This is a genomic window from Tropicimonas aquimaris (genome assembly GCF_042676185.1).
Lineage (GTDB): Bacteria > Pseudomonadota > Alphaproteobacteria > Rhodobacterales > Rhodobacteraceae > Tropicimonas > Tropicimonas aquimaris.
Map to the genome: position 1 here is coordinate 67,532 of NZ_JBHTJT010000007.1, position 19,928 is coordinate 87,459.

The 19,928-nt window shown below is 66.8% G+C and carries 23 protein-coding genes; 10 read left to right on the forward strand and 13 right to left on the reverse strand.

All coding sequences use genetic code 11. The features are described 5' to 3' along the window. Nucleotides 1–4 precede the first annotated feature (4 nt). Nucleotides 5–1,015 (reverse strand): ribose-phosphate pyrophosphokinase, encoded by a 1,011-nt coding sequence (locus ACFQ2S_RS03970; RefSeq protein ID WP_386072900.1) that lies wholly within the window; start codon nucleotides 1,013–1,015, stop codon nucleotides 5–7. 186 nt (nucleotides 1,016–1,201) lie between these two features. Here ACFQ2S_RS03970 and ACFQ2S_RS03975 point away from each other — a divergent pair, with 186 nt between their 5' ends. Beyond that, on the forward strand, nucleotides 1,202–1,798 hold the full coding sequence (locus tag ACFQ2S_RS03975) for a 2-hydroxychromene-2-carboxylate isomerase (RefSeq protein ID WP_386072902.1): 597 nt from the start codon (nucleotides 1,202–1,204) through the stop codon (nucleotides 1,796–1,798). An 8-nt stretch (nucleotides 1,799–1,806) separates the two neighbouring features. Here the strand turns inward: ACFQ2S_RS03975 and ACFQ2S_RS03980 are convergent, their stop codons facing one another. The 9 genes from ACFQ2S_RS03980 to ACFQ2S_RS04020 form a co-directional block, all read right to left on the reverse strand. Further along, nucleotides 1,807–2,442, reverse strand: coding sequence for a class I SAM-dependent methyltransferase (locus tag ACFQ2S_RS03980; protein ID WP_386072903.1), 636 nt, complete (start codon nucleotides 2,440–2,442; stop codon nucleotides 1,807–1,809). A gap of 88 nt (nucleotides 2,443–2,530) precedes the next feature. Further along, nucleotides 2,531–3,574, reverse strand: a complete 1,044-nt coding sequence (locus ACFQ2S_RS03985; RefSeq protein WP_386072905.1) for a threonine aldolase family protein — start codon at nucleotides 3,572–3,574, stop codon at nucleotides 2,531–2,533. A 78-nt stretch (nucleotides 3,575–3,652) separates the two neighbouring features. After that, complete coding sequence (locus ACFQ2S_RS03990; protein WP_386072907.1) at nucleotides 3,653–5,584, reverse strand: methyl-accepting chemotaxis protein; 1,932 nt, start codon at nucleotides 5,582–5,584, stop codon at nucleotides 3,653–3,655. Nucleotides 5,585–5,669: 85 nt separating this feature from the next. After that, complete coding sequence (locus tag ACFQ2S_RS03995) at nucleotides 5,670–6,074, reverse strand: YcgN family cysteine cluster protein (RefSeq protein WP_386073626.1); 405 nt, start codon at nucleotides 6,072–6,074, stop codon at nucleotides 5,670–5,672. A 101-nt stretch (nucleotides 6,075–6,175) separates the two neighbouring features. After that, on the reverse strand, nucleotides 6,176–7,156 hold the full coding sequence (locus tag ACFQ2S_RS04000) for a bifunctional riboflavin kinase/FAD synthetase (RefSeq protein WP_386072908.1): 981 nt from the start codon (nucleotides 7,154–7,156) through the stop codon (nucleotides 6,176–6,178). 47 nt (nucleotides 7,157–7,203) lie between these two features. Next, nucleotides 7,204–7,647 carry a MaoC family dehydratase gene (locus ACFQ2S_RS04005; protein ID WP_386072910.1) on the reverse strand — a complete coding sequence of 148 codons (444 nt, stop codon included), beginning with the start codon at nucleotides 7,645–7,647 and terminating at the stop codon, nucleotides 7,204–7,206. Between the two features lie 224 nt (nucleotides 7,648–7,871). Further along, entirely contained in the window at nucleotides 7,872–8,741 is an 870-nt protein-coding gene (locus ACFQ2S_RS04010; RefSeq protein ID WP_386072911.1) for a TIGR01459 family HAD-type hydrolase, read from the reverse strand. 84 nt (nucleotides 8,742–8,825) lie between these two features. After that, nucleotides 8,826–10,253, reverse strand: a complete 1,428-nt coding sequence (locus ACFQ2S_RS04015; RefSeq protein WP_386072913.1) for a coniferyl aldehyde dehydrogenase — start codon at nucleotides 10,251–10,253, stop codon at nucleotides 8,826–8,828. A gap of 147 nt (nucleotides 10,254–10,400) precedes the next feature. Then, entirely contained in the window at nucleotides 10,401–11,321 is a 921-nt protein-coding gene (locus ACFQ2S_RS04020; RefSeq protein WP_386072914.1) for a manganese-dependent inorganic pyrophosphatase, read from the reverse strand. A 194-nt stretch (nucleotides 11,322–11,515) separates the two neighbouring features. On the opposite strand from ACFQ2S_RS04020, the gene ACFQ2S_RS04025 reads away from it, so the two are divergent. Beyond that, nucleotides 11,516–12,778: a hypothetical protein gene (locus tag ACFQ2S_RS04025; protein ID WP_386072916.1), complete on the forward strand. Its 1,263-nt coding sequence runs from the start codon at nucleotides 11,516–11,518 to the stop codon at nucleotides 12,776–12,778. 73 nt (nucleotides 12,779–12,851) lie between these two features. Here ACFQ2S_RS04025 and ACFQ2S_RS04030 read toward each other — a convergent pair whose 3' ends face one another. After that, entirely contained in the window at nucleotides 12,852–13,106 is a 255-nt protein-coding gene (locus ACFQ2S_RS04030) for a hypothetical protein (RefSeq protein ID WP_386072917.1), read from the reverse strand. Nucleotides 13,107–13,698: 592 nt separating this feature from the next. Here ACFQ2S_RS04030 and groES point away from each other — a divergent pair. The 3 genes from groES (at nucleotide 13,699) to ACFQ2S_RS04045 (ending at nucleotide 16,838) form a co-directional block, all read left to right on the forward strand. Next, a complete protein-coding gene (gene groES / locus ACFQ2S_RS04035; RefSeq protein WP_089230756.1) occupies nucleotides 13,699–13,986 on the forward strand; it encodes a co-chaperone GroES in 288 nt (95 codons plus the stop codon). A gap of 51 nt (nucleotides 13,987–14,037) precedes the next feature. Continuing rightward, entirely contained in the window at nucleotides 14,038–15,684 is a 1,647-nt protein-coding gene (gene groL, locus ACFQ2S_RS04040) for a chaperonin GroEL (RefSeq protein ID WP_386072919.1), read from the forward strand. A 260-nt stretch (nucleotides 15,685–15,944) separates the two neighbouring features. Beyond that, entirely contained in the window at nucleotides 15,945–16,838 is an 894-nt protein-coding gene (locus ACFQ2S_RS04045) for a DMT family transporter (RefSeq protein ID WP_386072921.1), read from the forward strand. Here ACFQ2S_RS04045 and ACFQ2S_RS04050 read toward each other — a convergent pair. After that, the gene (locus ACFQ2S_RS04050) at nucleotides 16,808–17,263 is read right to left on the reverse strand and encodes an NUDIX domain-containing protein (protein ID WP_386072923.1); all 456 of its coding nucleotides are present in this window, start codon (nucleotides 17,261–17,263) and stop codon (nucleotides 16,808–16,810) included. The genes ACFQ2S_RS04045 and ACFQ2S_RS04050 overlap by 31 nt on opposite strands. On the opposite strand from ACFQ2S_RS04050, the gene ACFQ2S_RS04055 reads away from it, so the two are divergent. Beyond that, nucleotides 17,262–18,104: an esterase/lipase family protein gene (locus ACFQ2S_RS04055; protein ID WP_386072925.1), complete on the forward strand. Its 843-nt coding sequence runs from the start codon at nucleotides 17,262–17,264 to the stop codon at nucleotides 18,102–18,104. The genes ACFQ2S_RS04050 and ACFQ2S_RS04055 overlap by 2 nt on opposite strands. Here the strand turns inward: ACFQ2S_RS04055 and ACFQ2S_RS04060 are convergent. Further along, nucleotides 18,085–18,324, reverse strand: a complete 240-nt coding sequence (locus ACFQ2S_RS04060) for a hypothetical protein (protein WP_386072927.1) — start codon at nucleotides 18,322–18,324, stop codon at nucleotides 18,085–18,087. The genes ACFQ2S_RS04055 and ACFQ2S_RS04060 overlap by 20 nt on opposite strands. A gap of 253 nt (nucleotides 18,325–18,577) precedes the next feature. Between ACFQ2S_RS04060 and ACFQ2S_RS04065 the strand changes: the two genes are divergently transcribed. From ACFQ2S_RS04065 to ACFQ2S_RS04080, 4 genes are all read left to right on the forward strand, one after another. Then, the gene (locus ACFQ2S_RS04065; protein ID WP_386072929.1) at nucleotides 18,578–18,868 is read left to right on the forward strand and encodes a DUF6455 family protein; all 291 of its coding nucleotides are present in this window, start codon (nucleotides 18,578–18,580) and stop codon (nucleotides 18,866–18,868) included. Nucleotides 18,869–18,889: 21 nt separating this feature from the next. After that, nucleotides 18,890–19,153: a DUF6455 family protein gene (locus ACFQ2S_RS04070; RefSeq protein WP_386072931.1), complete on the forward strand. Its 264-nt coding sequence runs from the start codon at nucleotides 18,890–18,892 to the stop codon at nucleotides 19,151–19,153. A 73-nt stretch (nucleotides 19,154–19,226) separates the two neighbouring features. Continuing rightward, entirely contained in the window at nucleotides 19,227–19,577 is a 351-nt protein-coding gene (locus ACFQ2S_RS04075; RefSeq protein WP_386072932.1) for a YigZ family protein, read from the forward strand. A gap of 58 nt (nucleotides 19,578–19,635) precedes the next feature. Further along, a complete protein-coding gene (locus ACFQ2S_RS04080) occupies nucleotides 19,636–19,926 on the forward strand; it encodes a hypothetical protein (protein WP_386072934.1) in 291 nt (96 codons plus the stop codon). Nucleotides 19,927–19,928: the final 2 nt, after the last annotated feature.

The following is a 19,928-nucleotide window of genomic DNA, read 5'->3' on the forward strand; positions in this document are numbered from 1 at the left end:
GCGGTCAGTAGGTGCCTTCGTAGATCGCCGCCAGCGCCTCGTGGTCGAACAGCGACGACACCGAGGTGCCGTTCCAGATGTTGAGGATCGCCTGGGCGAACATCGGCGCGGTGGGCACGATCCGGATGTTCTCCGCCTTCTGCACGGCTTCCGTGGGCTCGATGGAATCGGTGATGACGAGGGATTTCATCGACGACTTGGTGATCCGCTCCACCGCCGGGCCGCTCAGCACGCCGTGGGTGATGTAGGAATGGACTTCCTTGGCGCCGGCATCCATCAACACGTCCGCCGCCTTGCAGAGTGTCCCGGCGGTGTCGCAGATGTCGTCGACGATGATGCAGGTCTGGCCCTTCACGTCGCCGATCACGGTCATCTCGGCGACCTCGCCGGCCTTCTCGCGGCGCTTGTCCACGATGGCCAGCGCGCTGCCGGTGCGTTTCGCCAGTTCCCGGGCGCGGGCCACGCCTCCGACGTCGGGGCTGATCACGGTGAGCTTGTCGAGCTTCTTCTTGAACTTGTGGCGGATATCGAGCGCGAAGACCGGCGCGGCGTAGAGGTTGTCCACCGGGATGTCGAAGAAGCCCTGGATCTGGGTTGCGTGCAGGTCCATCGTGAGGACCCGGTCGATCCCGCTCACGTCGATCATGTTGGCCACGAGCTTGGCCGAGATCGGGGTGCGTGCCTTGGTGCGCCGGTCCTGGCGGGCATAGCCGAAATACGGGATCACTGCTGTGATGCGGGCGGCCGAGGAGCGCCGCAGCGCGTCCGACATGATCAGCAGCTCCATCAGGTTGTCGTTGGCCGGGTTCGATGTCGGCTGGATGATGAACATGTCCTCGCCGCGGACGTTCTCGTAAACCTCGACGAAGATTTCCTGGTCGTTGAACCGCTCGACGCGGGCGTCGACGAGCCCGACGGACATGCCGCGGCTCATCGAGACGCGGCGCGAGATCGCCTGCGCCAATGGCAGGTTGGCATTGCCGGAGATCAGCTTCGGCTGGGTGTGGTTTGGCATGGCAGCAGGCTCCGGAGTGAACGGAATCGTGACAGGGATGTGACGTGATCGCCGTAACGCATGGGGCGCGGCTTGAAAACACCGTGTCGGCCCGACAGGCCCCCGAGTGCGGTTTTCGACACCCGATTAGGGCTTGCCCGCCACATTCCGGAGGCTAGGCTCCGCCACGCACCCCAGGAGGCCCACATGACCCAGATCGACTATTTCTTCTCGACCATCTCGCCCTTCACCTATCTCGCCGGAAACCGGCTCGAGGAAATCGCCGCCAGGCACGGCGCGGCCATCGCCTACAAGCCCCTGGACATCATCGCGCTGTTTCCCCGCACCGGCGGCATTCCGGTGAAGGACCGGCATCCCGCGCGGCTCGAATACCGGATGCAGGAGCTGCAACGCGGCGCGAAGAAGGCCGGGATGCCGATGAATTTCAAGCCGGCGCATTTCCCGACCAACGCCGCGCCCTCGTCCTACGCGATCATCGCGGCCCAGAAGTCCGGTGGCGACGTGGGGCCGCTGGCCCAGGCCTTCCTGCGGGCCGTCTGGGCCGAGGAAAAGGACATCGCCGACGACGCGGTGGTGCGCGAGTGCCTCGGCAATTGCGGTTTCGATCCGAGCCTCGCGGATTCCGGTCTCCTGACCGGGGCCGAGACCTATGCCGCCAACCTCGAGGAAGCGGTGAACCGGGGCGTCTTCGGCGCGCCTTTCTACATCACCGGCGAGGACCAGCGGTTCTGGGGCCATGACCGGCTCGAAGATCTCGACGCCCATCTGGCCGGGCGTCTTTAGCGCGCGCCTTACGGCGCAGGCTTGCGGGCGACGATGAAGACGGCCTTGGCCGGATCGTCGCCCGGTTGCCAGTCTCGCAGGACCTCGAAGCCCGCGGCCTCGATACGCCGGTGCAGTTCCGCGCGGCCGAGCTGCGTCATTCGTGGCACCAGCCGGAGCGCCGCGGCGGCAGGCAGCAGGTAGCGGGCGATGGCATTGTCGATATCGGCGATGCAGGTGGTGCTGCTGAAGAACATGCCGCCGGGGCGCAGCATGGCGTGGATCCGGGCCAATGCCGCGTCTGGGTCCTCGAGCAGGTGCAGGATGCTCATCGCCAGCACCGCGTCGAGGCTACCGACGGGCTGGTCGATCTCGTCGAAATCGGCGCAGTCGAAGGCGATGTTTTCGGTCGGGGCCGCGGCGGCCTTCTCGCGGCATATCTCGATCATCTTCGGCGAGGAATCGACGGCGCGGAAGCGGCGCACATGGGGCGCGTGCCCCAGCGCGGTGGTGCCGGTGCCGCAGCCGATCTCCAGCACATCCCAGTCCGGCTGCAGGTAGGAGCGCGTGATCGCCAGTTTCTCCCGGTAGCTCTCCTCGTCGCGCACCGGCATCCGGGCGTAGCGCCGCGCGATCAGGTCCCAGAAACGGCTTCGTTTGCCCATGGCTTCCTCGTCGCTTGGCGGGGTGCCCCGCCTGGGTTGGTGGCGCCCCGGCTCCAGCCGGCCAGGCGCCGTGTGCTGCCGGTCGGCCTCAGAGCAGGGACAGGAAGCGGTCGGTCTCTGCGGGCTCGGCCGACCAGTCGGTGACGAAGCGCGCCGCGAGCGGGGCGTCCTCCGGGCCGCCGTCCAGTGTGTCGTCCGACAAGTGATACTGCGCCCCTGCCTCGAACAGCCTGCGATGGGTGGCGCGGGGCAGGCGGGCAAAGACGATGTTGGCCTCGGGGCGGAACATCAGGTTGGCGCCGGGCGCGTTGCGCAGCCCGTCGGCGAGGCGCTGGCAGGCGGTATTCGCGGCGCCGGCCATCTCGAGCCAGAGCCCGCCTTCCAGGTAGCCCTGCATCTGCGCGGCGAGGTAGCGGTGCTTGGAGAACAGATGCGCCCCGCGCTTGCGGCGCAGTTCGAATTCCATCGAGCGGGCCGGGTCGAAGAGGATCGCGGCCTCGACGCCCATCAGGCCGTTCTTGGTGCCGCCGAAGCTCAGCATGTCGATGCCGGCCTTCCAGGTCATCCCGGCGGGGCTGCATCCGAGGCTTGCCAGCGCATTGGCGAAGCGCGCGCCGTCCATATGGACGGGCAGGCCGAAGCGGTGGGCGACCTCGGAAAGCGCTCGGAGTTCCTCCAGCGTATAGAGCGTGCCCTTCTCGGTGGCCTGGGTCAGCGAGACCGGCCCACGCTGCGGCCCATGGACGCCGCGGGTCTCCTCGGCCTCGATGGCCGCCACGAGGCCCTCCGGGGTCATCTTGCCATCGACCGTCTCAACCAGGGTCAGCTTGGCGCCGCCGGAGAAGAACTCGGGCGCGTTGCACTCGTCCTCGTGGATATGGGCGACGCGGGAGCAGAAGATCGTCTGCCAGGGGGCGGTGCCGGTGGAGAGCAGGAGCGAGTTCGCCGCGGTTCCGGTCGCCACCAGATGCACCGCGGCTTCGGGCGCTTCAAAGATCTCGCGGAGCGTCTGAACGACCTCGACGGTCAGCGGGTCCGCGCCATAGGCCGGCGCGTAGCCGGTGTTCGCCCGGGCGAGCGCGTCGAGGATCCTGGGGTGAATCGGGCCGGTGTTGTCGGAGGCAAAATACATGGCCCCGGTCTAGTCCCGCAGCCCGGGCAAGGGAAGGGGCCGCGCACCGGCAGGAGCGGTGCGCGGCGGCTCATGCGGTCAGGAGGCGATCCGGAGGGCGTCGGTCTCCTGCCGGGCGAGGGTGAAGCTGGCGCTGTCCCGTTCGAGGGCGGTGGCCTGGGCCTGCAGGGCGGAGACGGCGGCGTTCGTTTCCTCGAACATGGCGGCGTTCTGCTGCGTGACCTGATCTAGCTGGTTCATCGCCGAGGAGATCTCGTTCAGCCCGGTGGCCTGCTGGGCGGAGGATTCCGCGATGTCGCTGACCAACTCGTCGAGCTGGGCCACCAGCTTCTCGATCTCCTCGAGCGAGGTGCCGGATTCGTTGACGAGCTGCACGCCGGTCTCCACCTGGTGGCCCGAGGTCGCGATCAGCTGGGCGATCTCCCGCGCGGCTTCAGAGGAGCGCTGCGCCAGCGCACGCACCTCGGAGGCGACGACGGCGAAGCCGCGGCCGGCATCGCCTGCCCGGGCGGCCTCGACGCCCGCGTTGAGCGCGAGAAGGTTGGTCTGGAAGGCGATGTCGTCGATCACGCCGGTGATCTTGGAGATCCGCCCCGAGCTCTCGGAGATCTCGGTCATGGCGTCGATGGTGCGGTGTACGACCTCCTTGCCGGCGCGCGAGCGGTCGCGGGTGCGCGAGACCGTGCCGGCGGCTTCGCGGGCGCCGTGGGTGGAGCTTTCCAGCGAAGAGGTCAGCTCGGTCACCGCGGCGGCGGTCTGCTCCAGCGAGGCGGCCTGCGACTCGGTGCGCCGGCCAAGTTCGACCGCGGCGGCGTTGAGGCTGCTTGTCTCGGACTTGATGTGGCCTGCGCCCTCGACGATCGAGCCGACAAGCTCGGAGACCCGTTCCACCGCGTTGTTGAAATCCTTCCGCAGCGCCTCGTAGGCGGGCGGGAAGGTCTGGGTCAGGCGGGTGGACAGGTCGCCCTGGGACATCGCGTTGAGCGATTGCGCGAGGCTGCTGACGACCAGCTCCTGTTCGGCGCGCACGCGCTCCCGCTCCGCCTCTGCCTCGGCCCGCTGGGCCTCGCGTTCGGCGGCCTGCCGGGCCTCCTCCTGCTGGCGATGCGTGGCGGCCTCGGCCTCGCGTTTTTGCATCAGGCTCTCCTGCTCCAGCGCGGCCTCGCGCTGCCGGGCGAGTTCCTTGTCCTTGGCGGCCTGCTCGGCCTCGAGCCGGGTCCGTTCGACCAGGGCGGTGCGGAAGACGTCGATCGAGCGGGCCATGTCGCCGACCTCGCTCCGCGCGTCGATCAGCGGAACCGGCGTTTCGACATCGCCTTCCTTGAGCCCGCGCATCCGGCCGATCAGGGCGGCGAGCGGGCGGGTCACGCTGCGCACGAGCAGGGTCGAGACACCGACCATGGCGACGATGCTGACCGCCATCGCGATCAGGCTGAAGGTCCGCAGGCCAGACAAAGTGGTGTGGATGTCGGAGACGTAGGAGCCGGTGCCGACAATCCAGTTCCAGGTGTCGTAATGGACGACGAAGCCGATCTTTTCCTCCGGCACCGTCGTATCCGGCCTGATGAAGTGATAGGTCACGGAGCCCGCGCCTTCCTTCAGCGCCACGTCGCGCAGCGCCTGGTAGAGCTTCAGGCCCTTGGCGTCCTCGTAATCGGCCTGGTTGGTGCCGACCCACTCGGGTTTGGCGGGCAGGACCAGAATCTCGGTGTCCGGCGTGAAGGCGAAGAAATAGCCGTCCGTGCCATAGGTCGCCAGGCTCAAGGCTTCCCGGGCTTCCGCCTGCGCCTCCTCCAGCGTCAGTTCGCCGCGTTCGAAATGGGCGGCGTAATTGTCGAGCAGGTTGGTTGCGGTTTCGACCACGTCGCTCAGGTGCTGCTGGCGCATCTCGAAGGCGCTGTCGACCGCCATCGATAGCAGCACTTCGGCGAGAACGAAGATCAGCAGGGCCGCGAGCGCGACGATTCCGTAGATACGGGTGGAAAGACGGGAGAGGAGGGAGCGTAGCATCGGGAAGTCCAATTCCCCTGAAGTCCCGCTCTTCCTAGACGACAGGGAATAACGTCGGCTTAATGGCCGATTTCGCGCCCGCGCGTCAGAGATCGCCGTCGAGCAGGTGGTCTTCCCAGTCTTCCTCGGGCACGTCGAATTCCGACAGGGTCATGCCCTGCATCGAGACGCCGGCGCGGTGCACGCTCTCGCGGTCGCCGGAAATCAGATAGTGCCAGGAATAGAGCGGCTTGCCCTCGGCCAGCAGCCGGTAGGCGCAGGTGCGGGGCATCCAATAGGCGTGGCTGCCGATGTTCTGCGGGCTCAGGGTCACGCAATCGGGCACGAACTGGTGGCGGATCTCGTAATGGGTGCAGCGGCAGGTGTCGTCGTCGAGCAGGCGGCAGGCGATGCGGGTGAAGGCGACCTCGCCGGTATCCTCGTCCTCGAGCTTGTTGAGGCAGCACTTGCCGCAGCCGTCGCAGAGCGCCTCCCATTCCGCCGTGTTCATCTTCTCGAGCGGCACACGCTCCCAGAACCGCGGGCGCAACTGCTCCGTCGAGGTCTTGGCCGTGGCGCCGGGCCGGCGCGGTTTCCTGGGGGCGCGGGCGGTCATTCGGCCTGGATGGCGGCGGTCGGGAAGCCGGTGAGCGGCACCTCGGAGAGGATCTCGCGGGCGCGGGCGCTGTCGGCGTCCATCTGGGCGACGAGGGCATCGACGCCGGGGAACTTCATCTCTGGGCGCAGGTAGGCGACGAGGCCGACCGAGAGGTGGGCGTCGTAGAGGTCGCCCGAGAAGTCGAACAGGTGGGTCTCGATGTTGGGAACGGTTTCGTCGAACATCGGGCGCATGCCGATGGAGGCCACGCCCCGGTAATTGCCCGCGTGCGGCCCTGTCACCACCTCGACCAGCACGGCATAGACACCATACCGCGGCTGGTGCAGGCCCGAGAGGCTCATGTTGGCGGTATGATAGCCGAGGGTGCGGCCACGCTTGGCGCCGTGTTCCACCGGGCCTTCGAGGCGGTGCCAGTGGCCCAGCATGCTCGCCGCCTTGCGCGGCTCGCCGGCGGAGAGCGCCTCGCGGATCGCGGTGGAGGAGACGCGCTCGCCGGAGCCGTTGCCGATCAGCTCGGCCACCACCACGTCGAACCCCATGTCGCGACCGGCGTCGCGCAGCGTGGTGACATTGCCGGCCCGTCCCTTGCCGTAGCAGAAGTCGGCCCCGACGGTGACGCCGGCAAGGCCTAGCCCGTCGGACAGCACATTGCGGCAGAATGCGTCATGGGTCAGGCCGTGGAGTTGCGCGTCGAAGGGCAGCTCGAAGAGCAGGTCGACCCCGAGCTTGGACAGCCTGTGCGCCCGTGCCTCGGCGTTCATCAGCCGAAAGGGCGGCGCGTCGGGCATGAAGACCTCGCGCGGATGCGGCTCGAAAGTGAGAACGCCGAGCGGGGCGCCGCTGCGGGCGGCAGCATCGCGGGTCAGGTCAAGAACGGTCAGATGCCCCCGGTGCACGCCATCGAAATTGCCGATCGCGGCAAAGGCGCCGCGGTCGGAGTCCGTGATGTCGGCCAGGGAGGTGATCCGCTTCATGCGCTTCCCCTAGCCGCGAGGACAGGAGAGCGCAAGCGGGGCGACGATCAGTCCAGTTTCTTGGACGGCGCCAGCACGTTCGCCTCGCCGCGCAGCACCACGGTCTTGCCGATGCTGGCCTGCGTCAGCAGCCGGACCCGGCGCTTCTTGTGATCGATCTCGGCCACCTCGACCTCGACATGGACGATGTCGCCGGGGCGCACCGGGGCCATGAACTTGAGTGTCTGGCCGAGGTAGATCGTGCCGTGGCCGGGCAGCTGCTCTCCGATCACGGCGGAGATCAGGCCGGCGGTCAGCATGCCGTGGGCGATGCGGCCCTCGAACACGGTTTCCTTGGCGTATTCCTCGTCGAGGTGGACCGGATTGTGGTCGGTCGAGACCTCGGCGAACTTCTGGATATCCTCATCGGTGATCAGTTTCGTCAGATCACGCTTCATGCCGATTTCCAGATCTTCAAGGAAGATCGTGTGACCGGTATCGTTGTCGAGCATCATGACAATCCTTTGGTTTCTTGCCGGCCTATCTAGCGGAAATCACGTCCTGCTGCAATGCAGAAAGAAACAAAGCGCAAAGCTGATATGCAATTACGGCAACTTTGTTTCGTGCCAAGTGGGCATTTCTCAGCAATCGCGCAATGCCGCGAAGCAGCGTCCTGCGTGCTGCGTTGCGGCGCTAACATCCGGCAAAAAGGGCTGAAACGCGCCCTGCGCGGGGATCAGCGGAAGAAGCCCATGGCGTAGGGCGCGGATATGCCGTGCGCCTCGAGGTAGGTGGTGAGCGCGACCTGCTCCGGGTGACGTTTGGTCATCGTCTCCTGCGCGGCGAGGCCGCCGGTGATGAACACCGAATCGAGCCCCTCGCCGACCGCTCCCTTGATGTCGGTGCCGATCCCGTCGCCGATGCACACGATTCGGTCGTCCTGGACGAAGCCGACCTCGGCGAGGCGCCGCCGGGCGAGGTCGTAGATCGACGGGTAGGGCTTGCCGAAGTAGAGGCTCTCGCCACCCATCTCGGTGTAGAGCTGGGCCAGCGCGCCGGCGCACCATTGCCGGGTCTCGCCGAGGTCGACCACGATGTCGGGGTTGGCGCAGAGCAGCTTCATCCCCTTGGTCTTGGCGTAGAGAAAGGCCGGGCGGTTGACCTCCGGGTCGGCATGGGGATCGAACGGGCCGGTGCAGACGATGCCCTCGGCCTCTTCCAGCGGCACCCGGGTGATCTCGACCGGGTCGTCGAGCATCTTGAGCGGTTCGAAGAACGGCTCATCCTTGGGCTCGCCGATGTGGTAGACCTTGCTGCCCACCGCGCCGGTGAACATCGCCAGCCGGGCACTATCGCCGGAGGTGGCGATGGTGTCCCAGGCGTCGTCGGGGATGCCGAGCCGGGCCATCTGCTCGGCCACGGTCGCTCGCGGGCGCGGCGCATTGGTCAGCATGACGATCTTGCCGCCCCTGGCGCGGAACGCCCGGCAGGCCTCGACCGCGTCGGGAAAGGCCGCGATCCCGTTGTGCATGCAGCCCCAGAGATCGACGAAGGCTGCGTCGTACATGTCGGAAATCTCGGCGAAATGCTCGATGATGCGGGTCATGGGGTCTCCGGAGCCTGGGGATGCGCGTCCTCTACGCGGTCCCCCGCGCTATAGCGCAGCGGGGGCGGGCCGAACAGGGGGCGCTCAGCGCAGCAACAGCCGGGCGGCGAGGCGGGCGACGCGGTTGTAGGGCGCGCGGATCAGGCGCGATCCGTGCCAGCGGCCAGCGCGGTAGATGCCCTTGGCGTGGCTGAGGCGGCGAAAGCCCTCGACCCCGTGATAGGCGCCGATCCCGCTGTCGCCGACGCCGCCGAAGGGCAGCCCCTCGATCGCGTAATGCAGCATCATGCCGTTCACGGTGACATTGCCGCTGGTGGTGCGGTCCAGCACCTCGGCGATGCCGTCGCGGTCCCGCCCATAGACATAGAGCGCCAGCGGCCGCGGGCGGACGTTGACGAAGCGGATGGCCTCGGCCCGGGTCTCGGCGGCGACGACCGGCAGGTAGGGCCCGAAGATCTCTTCCTGCATGATCGCCATGTCGGGCGTGGCGTTCAGCACCAGCGTCGGAGAGACCGCGCGCGGATGGGCGCTGTTGCCGCCCTCGGTGAGCGCCGGGACGATCTCGGCGCCGCGGGCGCGGGCGTCCTCCAGCAGGCCGAGCAGGCGGGCATGGTGGCGGTCGCTGACGATGGTCGTCAGGTTCGGATCGGCCAGCCCGCCGGGATAGGAGGCGCGGACGGCGCCGGTGAAGGCCTCCCTGAAGGCCGGGATGAGTTTCGTGGGAGCGAGCAGGTAATCCGGCGCAATGCAGGTTTGGCCGGCGTTCGCGGCCTTGCCGAAGGCGATGTCACCGGCGGCGAGGTCGATATCCGCGTCGTCCTGCAGGATCACCGGGGACTTGCCACCGAGCTCCAGCGTCACCGGGGTGAGGGTGTCGGCGGCGGCGCGCATGACGTGGCGGCCGACGGCGGTGGAGCCGGTGAAGAACAGGTGGTCGAAGGGCAGGGCGGTGAAGGCGGCGGCAAGCTCCGCGTCCCCGATCACCACGGCGACCTCGGTCGGTTCGAAGATCCCGCCCAGCATCGCCTTGAGCACCTCGGCCGTGGCGGGGGCAAGTTCGGAGGCCTTGACGATGGCCCGGTTGCCGGCGGCGAGCGCGGTGGCCAGCGGCACCAGCGCGAGGCCCGCGGGGTAGTTCCAGGCCGACAGGATTCCCACCACGCCGAGCGGCTGGTAACGCAGCTCCGCCCGGCCGGGCTGCATCAGAAGCCCGACGCGCCGCCGTTCGGGCCGCATCCATCCGCGCAGGTGGCGCCGCATGTGGTCGATTGCCTGAACGGTGGGGCCGAGATCGATCAGCGCGGTCTCGGTGGCAGGGCGGTTGCCGAAATCGGCCATCGCGGCCTGTTCGAAGGTCTCCCGGCTGGCCACGATCGCGTCGCGCAGGCGCTTGAGCGCATCGCGGCGGTGGGCGAGGTCGGGCGTGCCGTGGGCGAGAAAGGCGTCGCGCTGGCGGGCCAGCAACTCGGCCGCTCCGCCGGTCGGATCGGTGCTGGGAGCGCCGTCGGGCATGGTCCGTTCCTCCGTCTGAACCTGCCCGAGAAGGTGGAGAGCCGCATGGGACCGGTCAACGCCGGTCGCGGTGTGACGTGGGGGCAGAACGCAAAATGCCCGGCGCGAATGGCCGGGCATTTCGACGGTCGGGGCCGTGCGGCCGGATCAGACCTTGAGGTTCGGGATGATCTGCTTTTTTCGGCTCATGATGCCGGGCAGGACGACCGCGTCGCCGGAGACCGAGGCGCCGAAGCTCTTCTCGGCCACGCCCTTGACCACGTCGTTCGGCACCAGCAGCGTCGCCTCTTCCTTGAGGATGTCGACGACGAAGAGCAGCACGTGATCGACGCCATCCTCGGCGCAGACGGTCTTCATGGTCTCCATCAGGCTCGCCTTGCGGTCGAGCGGGATCTGCGGCGCGGTGGTCTCGAGCACGGAGACGCGGAATTTCACGCCGTCGACCTCGTTGATCTTGCTGTCCATCCGGATCAGGTCGGCATCCGAGAAGGCCGAGACGTCGGACTTGGCGGCGAAGAGATCGGCGGCATAGTCGGCGACGTTCAGGCCCAGCTCGGCGGCCAGCTTCTCTGCCAGCGCCTTGTCGGTCTCGGTCGTGGTCGGCGAGCGGTATTCCAGCGTGTCGGACAGGATGCACGACAGCATCGCGCCCTTGATCGCCTCGGGCATCCTGGCCGCGTCGTCTCCCATCAGGTCGTACATGATGGTGGCGGTGCAGGCGAGCGGGCGCATGGTAATGTCGATCGGCGACTTGGTCTCGATGCCACCGGTGAGCTTGTGGTGGTCGATGATCTGGAGCAGGTCGGCCTCGTTGATGTCGGCCGGCAGCTCGTCGGGGTTGTTGGTGTCGACCACGACGCAGGGCGCACCGGCGCCGGCTTGCGCGATGATCTCGGGCTTGTCGAGGTTCCAGCGCTCCAGCACGAAGGCGGCCTCGGTGTTGGGCTCGCCCAGCAGCTTGGCCTCGGCCGGGGTGCCTTTGATCTCCGAGAGGTACCAGGCCCAGATGATCGGCGAGCCGGTGGAATCGGTGTCGGGGGCCTTGTGGCCGAAAACCTTGATGGTCATGGAAGCGGTCCGTCCTTGAGAGTCTGAAAATCGCGGCCCTTATAGGGGGCCGCGGCGGGGCTGTCATGAGGCGATTACGCACGCCTGCAGCTCTGCAACAGAATCCTTGACCTTACGAGAGGCTGGCCGACAAGCTTCCGGAACGGATGAGCCGCAAGCTCATCCTTTCAAGAATTTTGCAGGGAGCGATTTCAATGCCCAAAACCATGACGGTGACAGCGCAAAAGGGATATTTTGCGGTCCACAGTTTCTTTGAAACCTGGATCGACGTGGTGAACGACATCCTGCGCGGCGCGGTGAAGGTCACCAGGGACGGGTCGAACTGGACCTACGAGGACATATGGTCGGAAGCCAAGGTCGAGATCACGGCCGGCGGCGGCAAGGTCTCGAAGCTGACCGTGTCCTCCTGGACCAACATCGACGGCGCGCACAAATACGCCGACGTTCTGACGGTGGAGTTCAACAGCACGAAGCCGGGGCTGAAGGCGCTCAAGAACGGCTTCGACGCGCATTACCGGACCAGCGGCGACTCCGGTGATGCGACGCGCTCGCTCGATGCCTTCGTGCCGACCTTCGTGGGCAAGGACATGGCCGACTATCCCTGGCCCAACGATGTCGGCTCCTACTTCGCCGGGACGCGCCATGATGACACCTTTGTGCTCAACAAGGGCGGCAGTTGGGTAAAGGCGTCCTCCGGGGATGACGAGATCCGCGGCAAGAGCGGGGTCGACTGGGTGGAATACAGCGACATCAAGGTCGGCCTGACCCTGACCAAGGGGAACAAGGGGGCTGTGCTGATCGAGAAAGGCGACCTGGGCACCGACACGCTGACGAATGTGGACGGCATTTACGGCACCCAGAAGGCGGACAAGCTGAAGCCGGGCCTGAGCAACGGCGACAGCTTCATCTATGCCGGCGGCGGCAACGACATCGTCGGAGGGCGTGGCGGCAATGACATGCTCGACGGAGGGGAGGGCAATGACACCGTCCTTGGCGGCGATGGGCACGACATCCTTGTCGGCGGGACCGGCAAGGACAAGGTCGTCGGCGGCGCAGGCAACGACATCCTGTTCGCCGGCACGGCCTATGGCTATTCCGGCCAGGTGGCGGACGTGCTGACCGGAGGGTCCGGCAAGGACCTGTTCGCCATCGAGATTCCGCCGGCATTCGCCTTTCCGACCGGCATGGAAGCGCCCTTGATCATCACCGACTTCAAGAACGGCACCGATTTCATCGGGCTGGTCTCGCCGCTCGACTCGTCCTTCGGGGTAGACGACCTGATTTTCAGCAAGCAGGGGAAGAACACGCTGATCTCGACGGCGACGCAGGAGATCGCCGTGGTGAAGAACATCGCGCCGAAGAGCCTGAGCCGCGACGATTTCGTCGAGGATCTCGACGCTAACGACCTCGGCCCGCTCACCGGCCTGAGCTTCGACGATTTCGGCTTCTTCTTTTAGGGAACAGGTGCTTTCCCAACACGGCCCGGGCAGAGGACTGCCCGGGCCTTTTCCGTTCTGTCGCCTGCGCCGGTCACGGCAGCGGCATGGCGCGGAGCCAGCCGAACCAGCGTGGACCCCAGTTCTGCAGCCGCGCGATCACCGGTCGGGCCGGGGGGCGCTGAGGCGGAGGGTCCGCGGCGATCTCGCGCAGCATCGCCGCGATCTCGGCGCGGACGGCCGGGTTGTCGGGCAGGTTGACGCTGCCGTGCAGCAGGAAGGCGTCCTGCCGGAAACGATCAGCGTGGATGTCGCGCAGGTGGGCGCTGTCGATGAAGGGATGGGGCATTGTCGGCCTCGCATGGAATGGAAATGGGTCTGGGGCCGGCGGTGGCGCCGGTGGCAATGGGCAGAAGCGATGCGCTTCGGAGCGAGAGGCAATTGGCAGTCATGAAAGACTCCTTTCGAAAGGTTTGGTCGGCAGGAAAGGGGCGCTGCCGCGAACGGAACGCCGGTTGAAAGGGGATGGGTCTCCGGTGGGCCGGACTCGCGACGGATTTTCAGAGGCACACAGGACGCGATCCGCGGTATGGCGGAGGCAGTTCACCGATGAAGCGAATGAAAAGGGCGGAGGTCAGCCTGCGACGGGCGCATGGCCGGAGAGCTGGAGCCTGTTCAGCAGGCGCGGGTAAGGTGGCTCATCATTCAGGATCCTCCACATGGGGTTCACGCGGTGGCGCGCACCTAGCACGGTTCGCCCCAAATGACCAGCCGTTCAATCGCTGGTTTCAGCCCTTATCTTCCTGATGCCGCCCGGTGCGACTTTCATGCCGCAAGAGCGGTTGACACGACTCGGGCTGTTGCCTATCTCACCGTTCGTTAGCACTCGCCTAGCGTGAGTGATAAAAGTCGAAACACCAAGAACGTAGGAGCGTTCCGATATGGCATTTACCCCGCTGCATGACCGGGTTCTGGTCGAGCGAGTCGAGAGCGAAGAGAAAACCGCTGGCGGCCTGATCATCCCTGACAGCGCCAAGGAAAAGCCTGCCGAAGGTCTCGTTGTTGCTGTCGGCGCCGGCGCCAAGGACGAAGATGGCGATCGCATCGCGATGGACGTCAAGGAAGGCGACAAGATCCTCTTTGGCAAGTGGTCGGGCACCGAGATCAAGCTCGACGGCAAGGAACTGCTGATCATGAAGGAAAGCGACATCCTGGGCATCATTTCCTGATCGCCCATCGCTTCCCGTTCACGACACACACAAATTCAGGAGTAGCAAGACATGGCTGCTAAGGACGTCAAGTTCAATTCCGATGCCCGCAACAAGATGCTCAAGGGCGTCAACATCCTGGCCGACGCGGTCAAGGTGACCCTCGGCCCGAAAGGCCGCAACGTGGTCATCGAGAAGTCGTTCGGTGCCCCGCGCATCACCAAGGACGGTGTTTCGGTCGCCAAGGAAATCGAACTGGAAGACAAGTTCGAGAACATGGGCGCCCAGATGGTGAAGGAAGTTGCTTCCCGCACCAACGACGAGGCCGGCGACGGCACCACCACCGCCACCGTGCTTGCCCAGGCGATCATCCGCGAAGGCCTCAAGTCGGTTGCCGCCGGCATGAACCCGATGGATCTGAAGCGCGGCATCGACCTCGCCGTCTCCAAGGTCATCGAGTCGATCAAGGCCTCCGCCCGTGACGTGACCGACAGCGACGAAGTCGCCCAGGTCGGCACCATCTCCGCCAACGGCGAGGCCGAAATCGGCCGTCAGATCGCCGACGCGATGCAGAAGGTCGGCAACGAGGGTGTCATCACCGTCGAGGAGAACAAGGGCCTGGAGACCGAGACCGAGGTTGTCGAAGGTATGCAGTTCGACCGCGGCTACCTGAGCCCCTACTTCGTCACCAACCCCGACAAGATGATCGCGGACCTGGAAGACTGCATGGTCCTGCTGCACGAGAAGAAGCTTTCCTCGCTGCAGCCGATGGTGCCGCTCCTCGAGTCGGTCATCCAGTCGTCCAAGCCGCTCCTCATCATCGCCGAGGACGTGGAAGGCGAAGCGCTGGCCACGCTGGTGGTCAACAAGCTGCGTGGCGGCCTGAAGATCGCTGCCGTCAAGGCTCCGGGCTTCGGCGACCGCCGCAAGGCCATGCTGCAGGACATCGCGATCCTGACTGGCGGCCAGGTGATCTCGGAAGACCTCGGCATGAAGCTCGAGAACGTCACCATCGACATGCTCGGCTCGGCCAAGAAGATCTCCATCACCAAGGACGAAACCACCATCGTCGATGGTCATGGCGAGAAGGCCGAGATCGAGGCCCGCGTTGCCCAGATCCGTCAGCAGATCGAGGAAACCACCTCGGACTACGACCGTGAGAAGCTCCAGGAGCGTGTTGCCAAGCTGGCCGGCGGCGTTGCCGTCATCCGCGTCGGCGGCATGACCGAAGTGGAAGTGAAGGAGCGCAAGGACCGTGTCGATGACGCGCTGAACGCGACCCGCGCCGCGGTTCAGGAAGGTGTCGTCGTTGGTGGCGGTGTCGCCCTGCTGCACGGCGCCAAATCGCTGGCCGGTCTCGAAGGTGCGAACTCCGACCAGAACGCCGGTATCGCCATCGTCCGCAAGGCGCTGGAAGCTCCGCTCCGTCAGATCGCCGAGAACTCGGGCGTTGACGGTTCGGTCGTCGCTGGAAAGATCCGCGAAAGCGAAGATCCGAACTTCGGCTTCAACGCCCAGACCGAGGAATATGGCGACATGTTCAAGTTCGGCGTGATCGACCCGGCGAAGGTCGTCCGCACCGCGCTGGAAGACGCCGCCTCGGTTGCCTCGCTGCTGATCACCACCGAGGCCATGGTTGCCGACAAGCCGGAGCCGAAAGGTGCGGCCGGCGGCATGCCCGACATGGGCGGCATGGGCGGCATGGGCGGCATGATGTAATCAGCCGTCTGCCTGCAGACATCGGGAAGGGGTCGCCTCTCGCGGCCCCTTTCTTTTTGCGCGGGTCCGGGGCGCGGGGGGCTCCCGCGCGGGGCGCCGGCATCAAAGATGCCGACTCCCCGCTTGGGCCGGGCAGCGCGCGGGCGCGCGCTGCGGGCGCTCCCGGCGCGACGGCGAAGCGCGCCGGCGGGTCGCTCACGCGTGGTTGATGCTGCGCAATTGCCGCTGACGGCCGGCGCGGATCGGAGTAGTCAGGCCCGATGCAGATGTTTCTTCTCGTCGTCCTGACCATGGTGGCCTTCGCTGCCAATTCGATCCTGAACCGCCTGGCGCTGGCCGACGGGCTGATCGGGGCCTTGCCTTTCTCGGCGCTGAGGCTGACGTCCGGCGCCGTGGTGCTTTGTGCGCTGGTGATGCTCCAGCGCAAGGAGGTGCCGTTCCGCGCGCAAAGGCGCTGGATCGGGGTTGCGTCGCTCACGCTCTACATGACCGGCTTCTCGGTGGCCTATGTTGGGATCGAGGCCGGTGTCGGCGCGCTGATCCTGTTCGGCGGCGTGCAGGTGACGATGTTCGGCGGCGCAATATTGGCGGGCAAGACGATCCCCCCGGCGCAATGGCTGGGCGCGGCGCTCGCCTTTGGCGGGCTGTGCTGGCTGCTCTGGCCCACGGGCGGCGCGGCCCCGTCAACGGTGCATGCGGCGCTGATGCTGGCGGCCGCGCTCGGCTGGGGGATCTATTCGCTGGCGGGCGCAAAGGCCGGCGCGCCGCTGCCCGCGACGGCGGCGAATTTTGCGCTAGCCACACCGATTGCGCTGGCGTTGATGCTGGCGGCCCCTCTCTTCGAAGCGGGGAGCGATCCGGCGGTGGAGCTGACCGCGGCCGGCGTCGGGCTGGCCGTGGTTTCGGGCGTGGTCACCTCGGGGCTGGGTTACGCGCTGTGGTACATGCTGTTGCCGCGCCTCGCCCCCACGGTGGCGGCGCTGGCGCAGCTCTCGGTGCCGGTGATCGCGATGGCGGGCGGCATGATCTTTCTCGGCGAGGCGCTGACGCTGCGTTTCGTGCTGGCGGCGACGCTGGTGCTGGGCGGGATCGCCGTCGGAGTGCTGGTGCCGCGGCGCGCGGCTCAGCGCACCAGCAGTTCGAGCGGATCGTAGGCCGGCCCGCCGCCCCAGGCGATCTCGGCGAGCTTGCCAGGCTTCAGGCGTAAGCCGCCAATCTCGTCGCGGGCGACCCAGCGGCGGCGGGTGACGACGCCCTCCGGATCCTGCCAGCCGTCGTCCAACGCGCCGCCAGTGAGGTGACAGCGGAAGAAGATCTCCACCTGGTGAAAGCTGCGGGAGGGCTCGTGGAACTCGTTGACGAGGCAGGGCAGGCCGACCTCGATCGCAAGGCCGGTCTCCTCATGGACCTCGCGGGCGAGGTTGTCGGGAAGCGATTGCCCGAGCTCGACCCCTCCGCCCGGTGCGCACCACAGGTCGCTGACCCCGCCTGGCCAGGCGTTGACCAGCAGCAGGCGGTCCTCGTGTAGCAGGACGGCGCGGACGGCGAGGCGCGGGGAGGAACCGGGGCGAAGTGTCATGGGGTCATTCCTGACCTGCGATGCGGCGGCGTGCAACAAGAGCCTCGCAACTCGCGCCTGCAACGCCTATCTGTCGGCCATGCGCATGGCATTGCTGACACTTCTGGCCCTGGCGGCGGGCGCGGGCGCGGCCGAGGCGCGCTGCGTTGTGCTGTTGCACGGGCTGGCGCGGGGCGAGGCCTCGATGATGCTGATGGGACTGGCGCTGGAACAGGCCGGATACCGCGTGATCAACCGCGGTTACCCTTCGACCGAGGCCCAAATCGAGGCGCTGCTGCCCGAGGTCGACGCCGCGCTGGCGCTCTGCCCCGAGGAGGGTCCGGTCGATTTCGTCACCCATTCGATGGGCGGCATCTTGCTGCGGGCCTGGAGCGAGACCGGCGATCCCGGGCGGATCGGGCGCGCGGTGATGCTAGGGCCGCCGAACGCGGGCAGCGAGCTGGTCGATGCGCTTTCGGGGCTGGCTCCGTTCGACTGGGTGAACGGCCCCGCCGGGGCGCAGCTCGGCACCGGGGCAGGGAGCGTGCCGCGCGCGCTCGGGCCTGTGGGATTCGAGGTGGGCGTGATCGCCGGCAAGGCCTCGCTCAACCCGATCTATTCCTCGATCATCCCGGGTACGGATGACGGCAAGGTCTCGGTCGCGGCGACGGCGTTGACGGGTATGGCGGACCATGTTGTGGTGACGGCCTCTCACACCTTCATGATGAACAACCCGCTGGTCATCGCGCAGACGCTGACGTTCCTGGAGACCGGTCGCTTCGATCACGAGATGCGGTGGTCGGATGCGCTTGCGCAGGCGATCGCGGGCGGCTGGACCGGCGTTACCCCTCCTGCGGACTGATCCGGTAGATCCCTTCCGGCAGGTCGAGGGCCGCTGTCAGATCCATCAGCTGCTGGATCGACAGGGTGATCTTCTGGACCTGGTCGGTGCGCGCGTCGAGTTGTTCGACGGTCACGCAATCCTCGAAGGCGTTGATGGTGATATCCTCGCTGTGCGGGGCGGGGCCCTCGTCAACGAGGGTGATCACGGTCGCGTCGAAGTCATGCTCGATGGTAAACATGGGGCGAGCGTAGCGGTTGCCGATCACGCTGTCAGCCGAAACCCTCGCGGATCGAAGATGGAATCGCGCCGGCCGCGGGGACGACGCATCGGCGAGCGCGTTCGCGATCTGCACAAAAATACGGCAACATCGCTGCAGATCTGGAATGGTCGCCTTGCAGCTCCGGCGAGGCCGGTGCGGATTGACATGGGTCAATGTCGCGGCCCCGACGGCATGCAACCTGACGGCAGTATGTCAGAACAGGACCAATGCCATGAAACCTCTGGGCCCGGAACGCGATCACTACTGGATGGCGCTTGGCATGGCCAAGGCCGCAGGCGTCGACCTGCAGGCGGCCATCGAGGCCGGACGTTTTAGCCAGGAGAAATGGGCAAGCACGGTTCAGAAGTGCCGTGGTTGTGACTGGGGCGAGGATTGCCCGAGCTGGCTGCGCGAGCATGGAACGATCGACGAGGCGCCGCAGGCCTGCGTGAACGCGCGCCTGTTTGCCGCCCTCAAGGCCGCGCAGGAAGAGGACGCAGGGCGCCTCGACGGCGCCGAGTGACACCAGCCAGCGGAGGGCGAGATGAGCATGCCGGGCGACACCGACCTTCACTTCTGGCTCACACGCAGCGTCGGTCGGTGTATCGGGCTCAACTTCAGTGCCGCGATGGACGAGGGACGCCTCAGTCTCGACGACTACATGGGGCTCGTCCGCGCCTGCCGCGGCTGCGACAAGGTTGAGAACTGCCAGACCTGGCTGGGCTGTCAGCGCGGTGCCCAGGGGCGGTCGAAACCGCCGGCGTTCTGCCGCAACGCCCGGAATCTCGAGGCGCTGCGGCCGCATTGATCCGGACTGTCGAAGGGTGGCGCCTGCTGTCCGGATGTGATGGGGTGCCGGCCTGTCAGTCGGGAGTGCCGGTTTGGAGGTCTTCGTGGGAATCCTGAGCGACCGCGGGTCGAAATACGCGGTCTCCGGCGGACCGGTGGCGAGCCGGGAGGACGCGCTGGCCTTTGTCTCGGAGCTCTGCCGCAACCGCAAGTTCGCAAAGGCCACCCACAACAGCTGGGGTGTGCTGCTCGACAGCGGGCCGCTCAAGAACGACGACGGCGAGAGCGGCGCGGGGATGGTGATCCTGCGGATGCTCGAGCGCGAGGGATTGCAGCGGCACATCGTGGTGGTGACGCGCTGGTACGGCGGGGTGAAGCTCGGCGGCGACAGGTTCCGCCGGGTGCAGGACGCGGTGCGCTACTACCTGGAACATCGGGGCTGAGCGCGGACAGCGGCGCTTTCCGTGCTAGGCTGGCGGAATCAGCCACCCGGAGGACCCGATGCGACCGATTCTGCTGCTCGCCCTGAGCCCGCTTCTTCTTGCCTGCACATCCGAGCCCGAGACGACCACCATCGAACTTCCCCTCTTCGGCGATGGATACCGCGCCGACGGCGATCAATGCCGCCGTGTCGGGGAGAGCGCCTACACCAACCAGTTCCTCGATGACGCGGCCGATCTGGTCGCCTGTCCGGAAGACATGGAGAACCTCGGTGTGTTCGCCATAGACACCGGTGGGGTCGAGGTCGACCGGGTGGGCGGCTATGTCTTGTATTCGGTGCCGGTGCGGTAGAG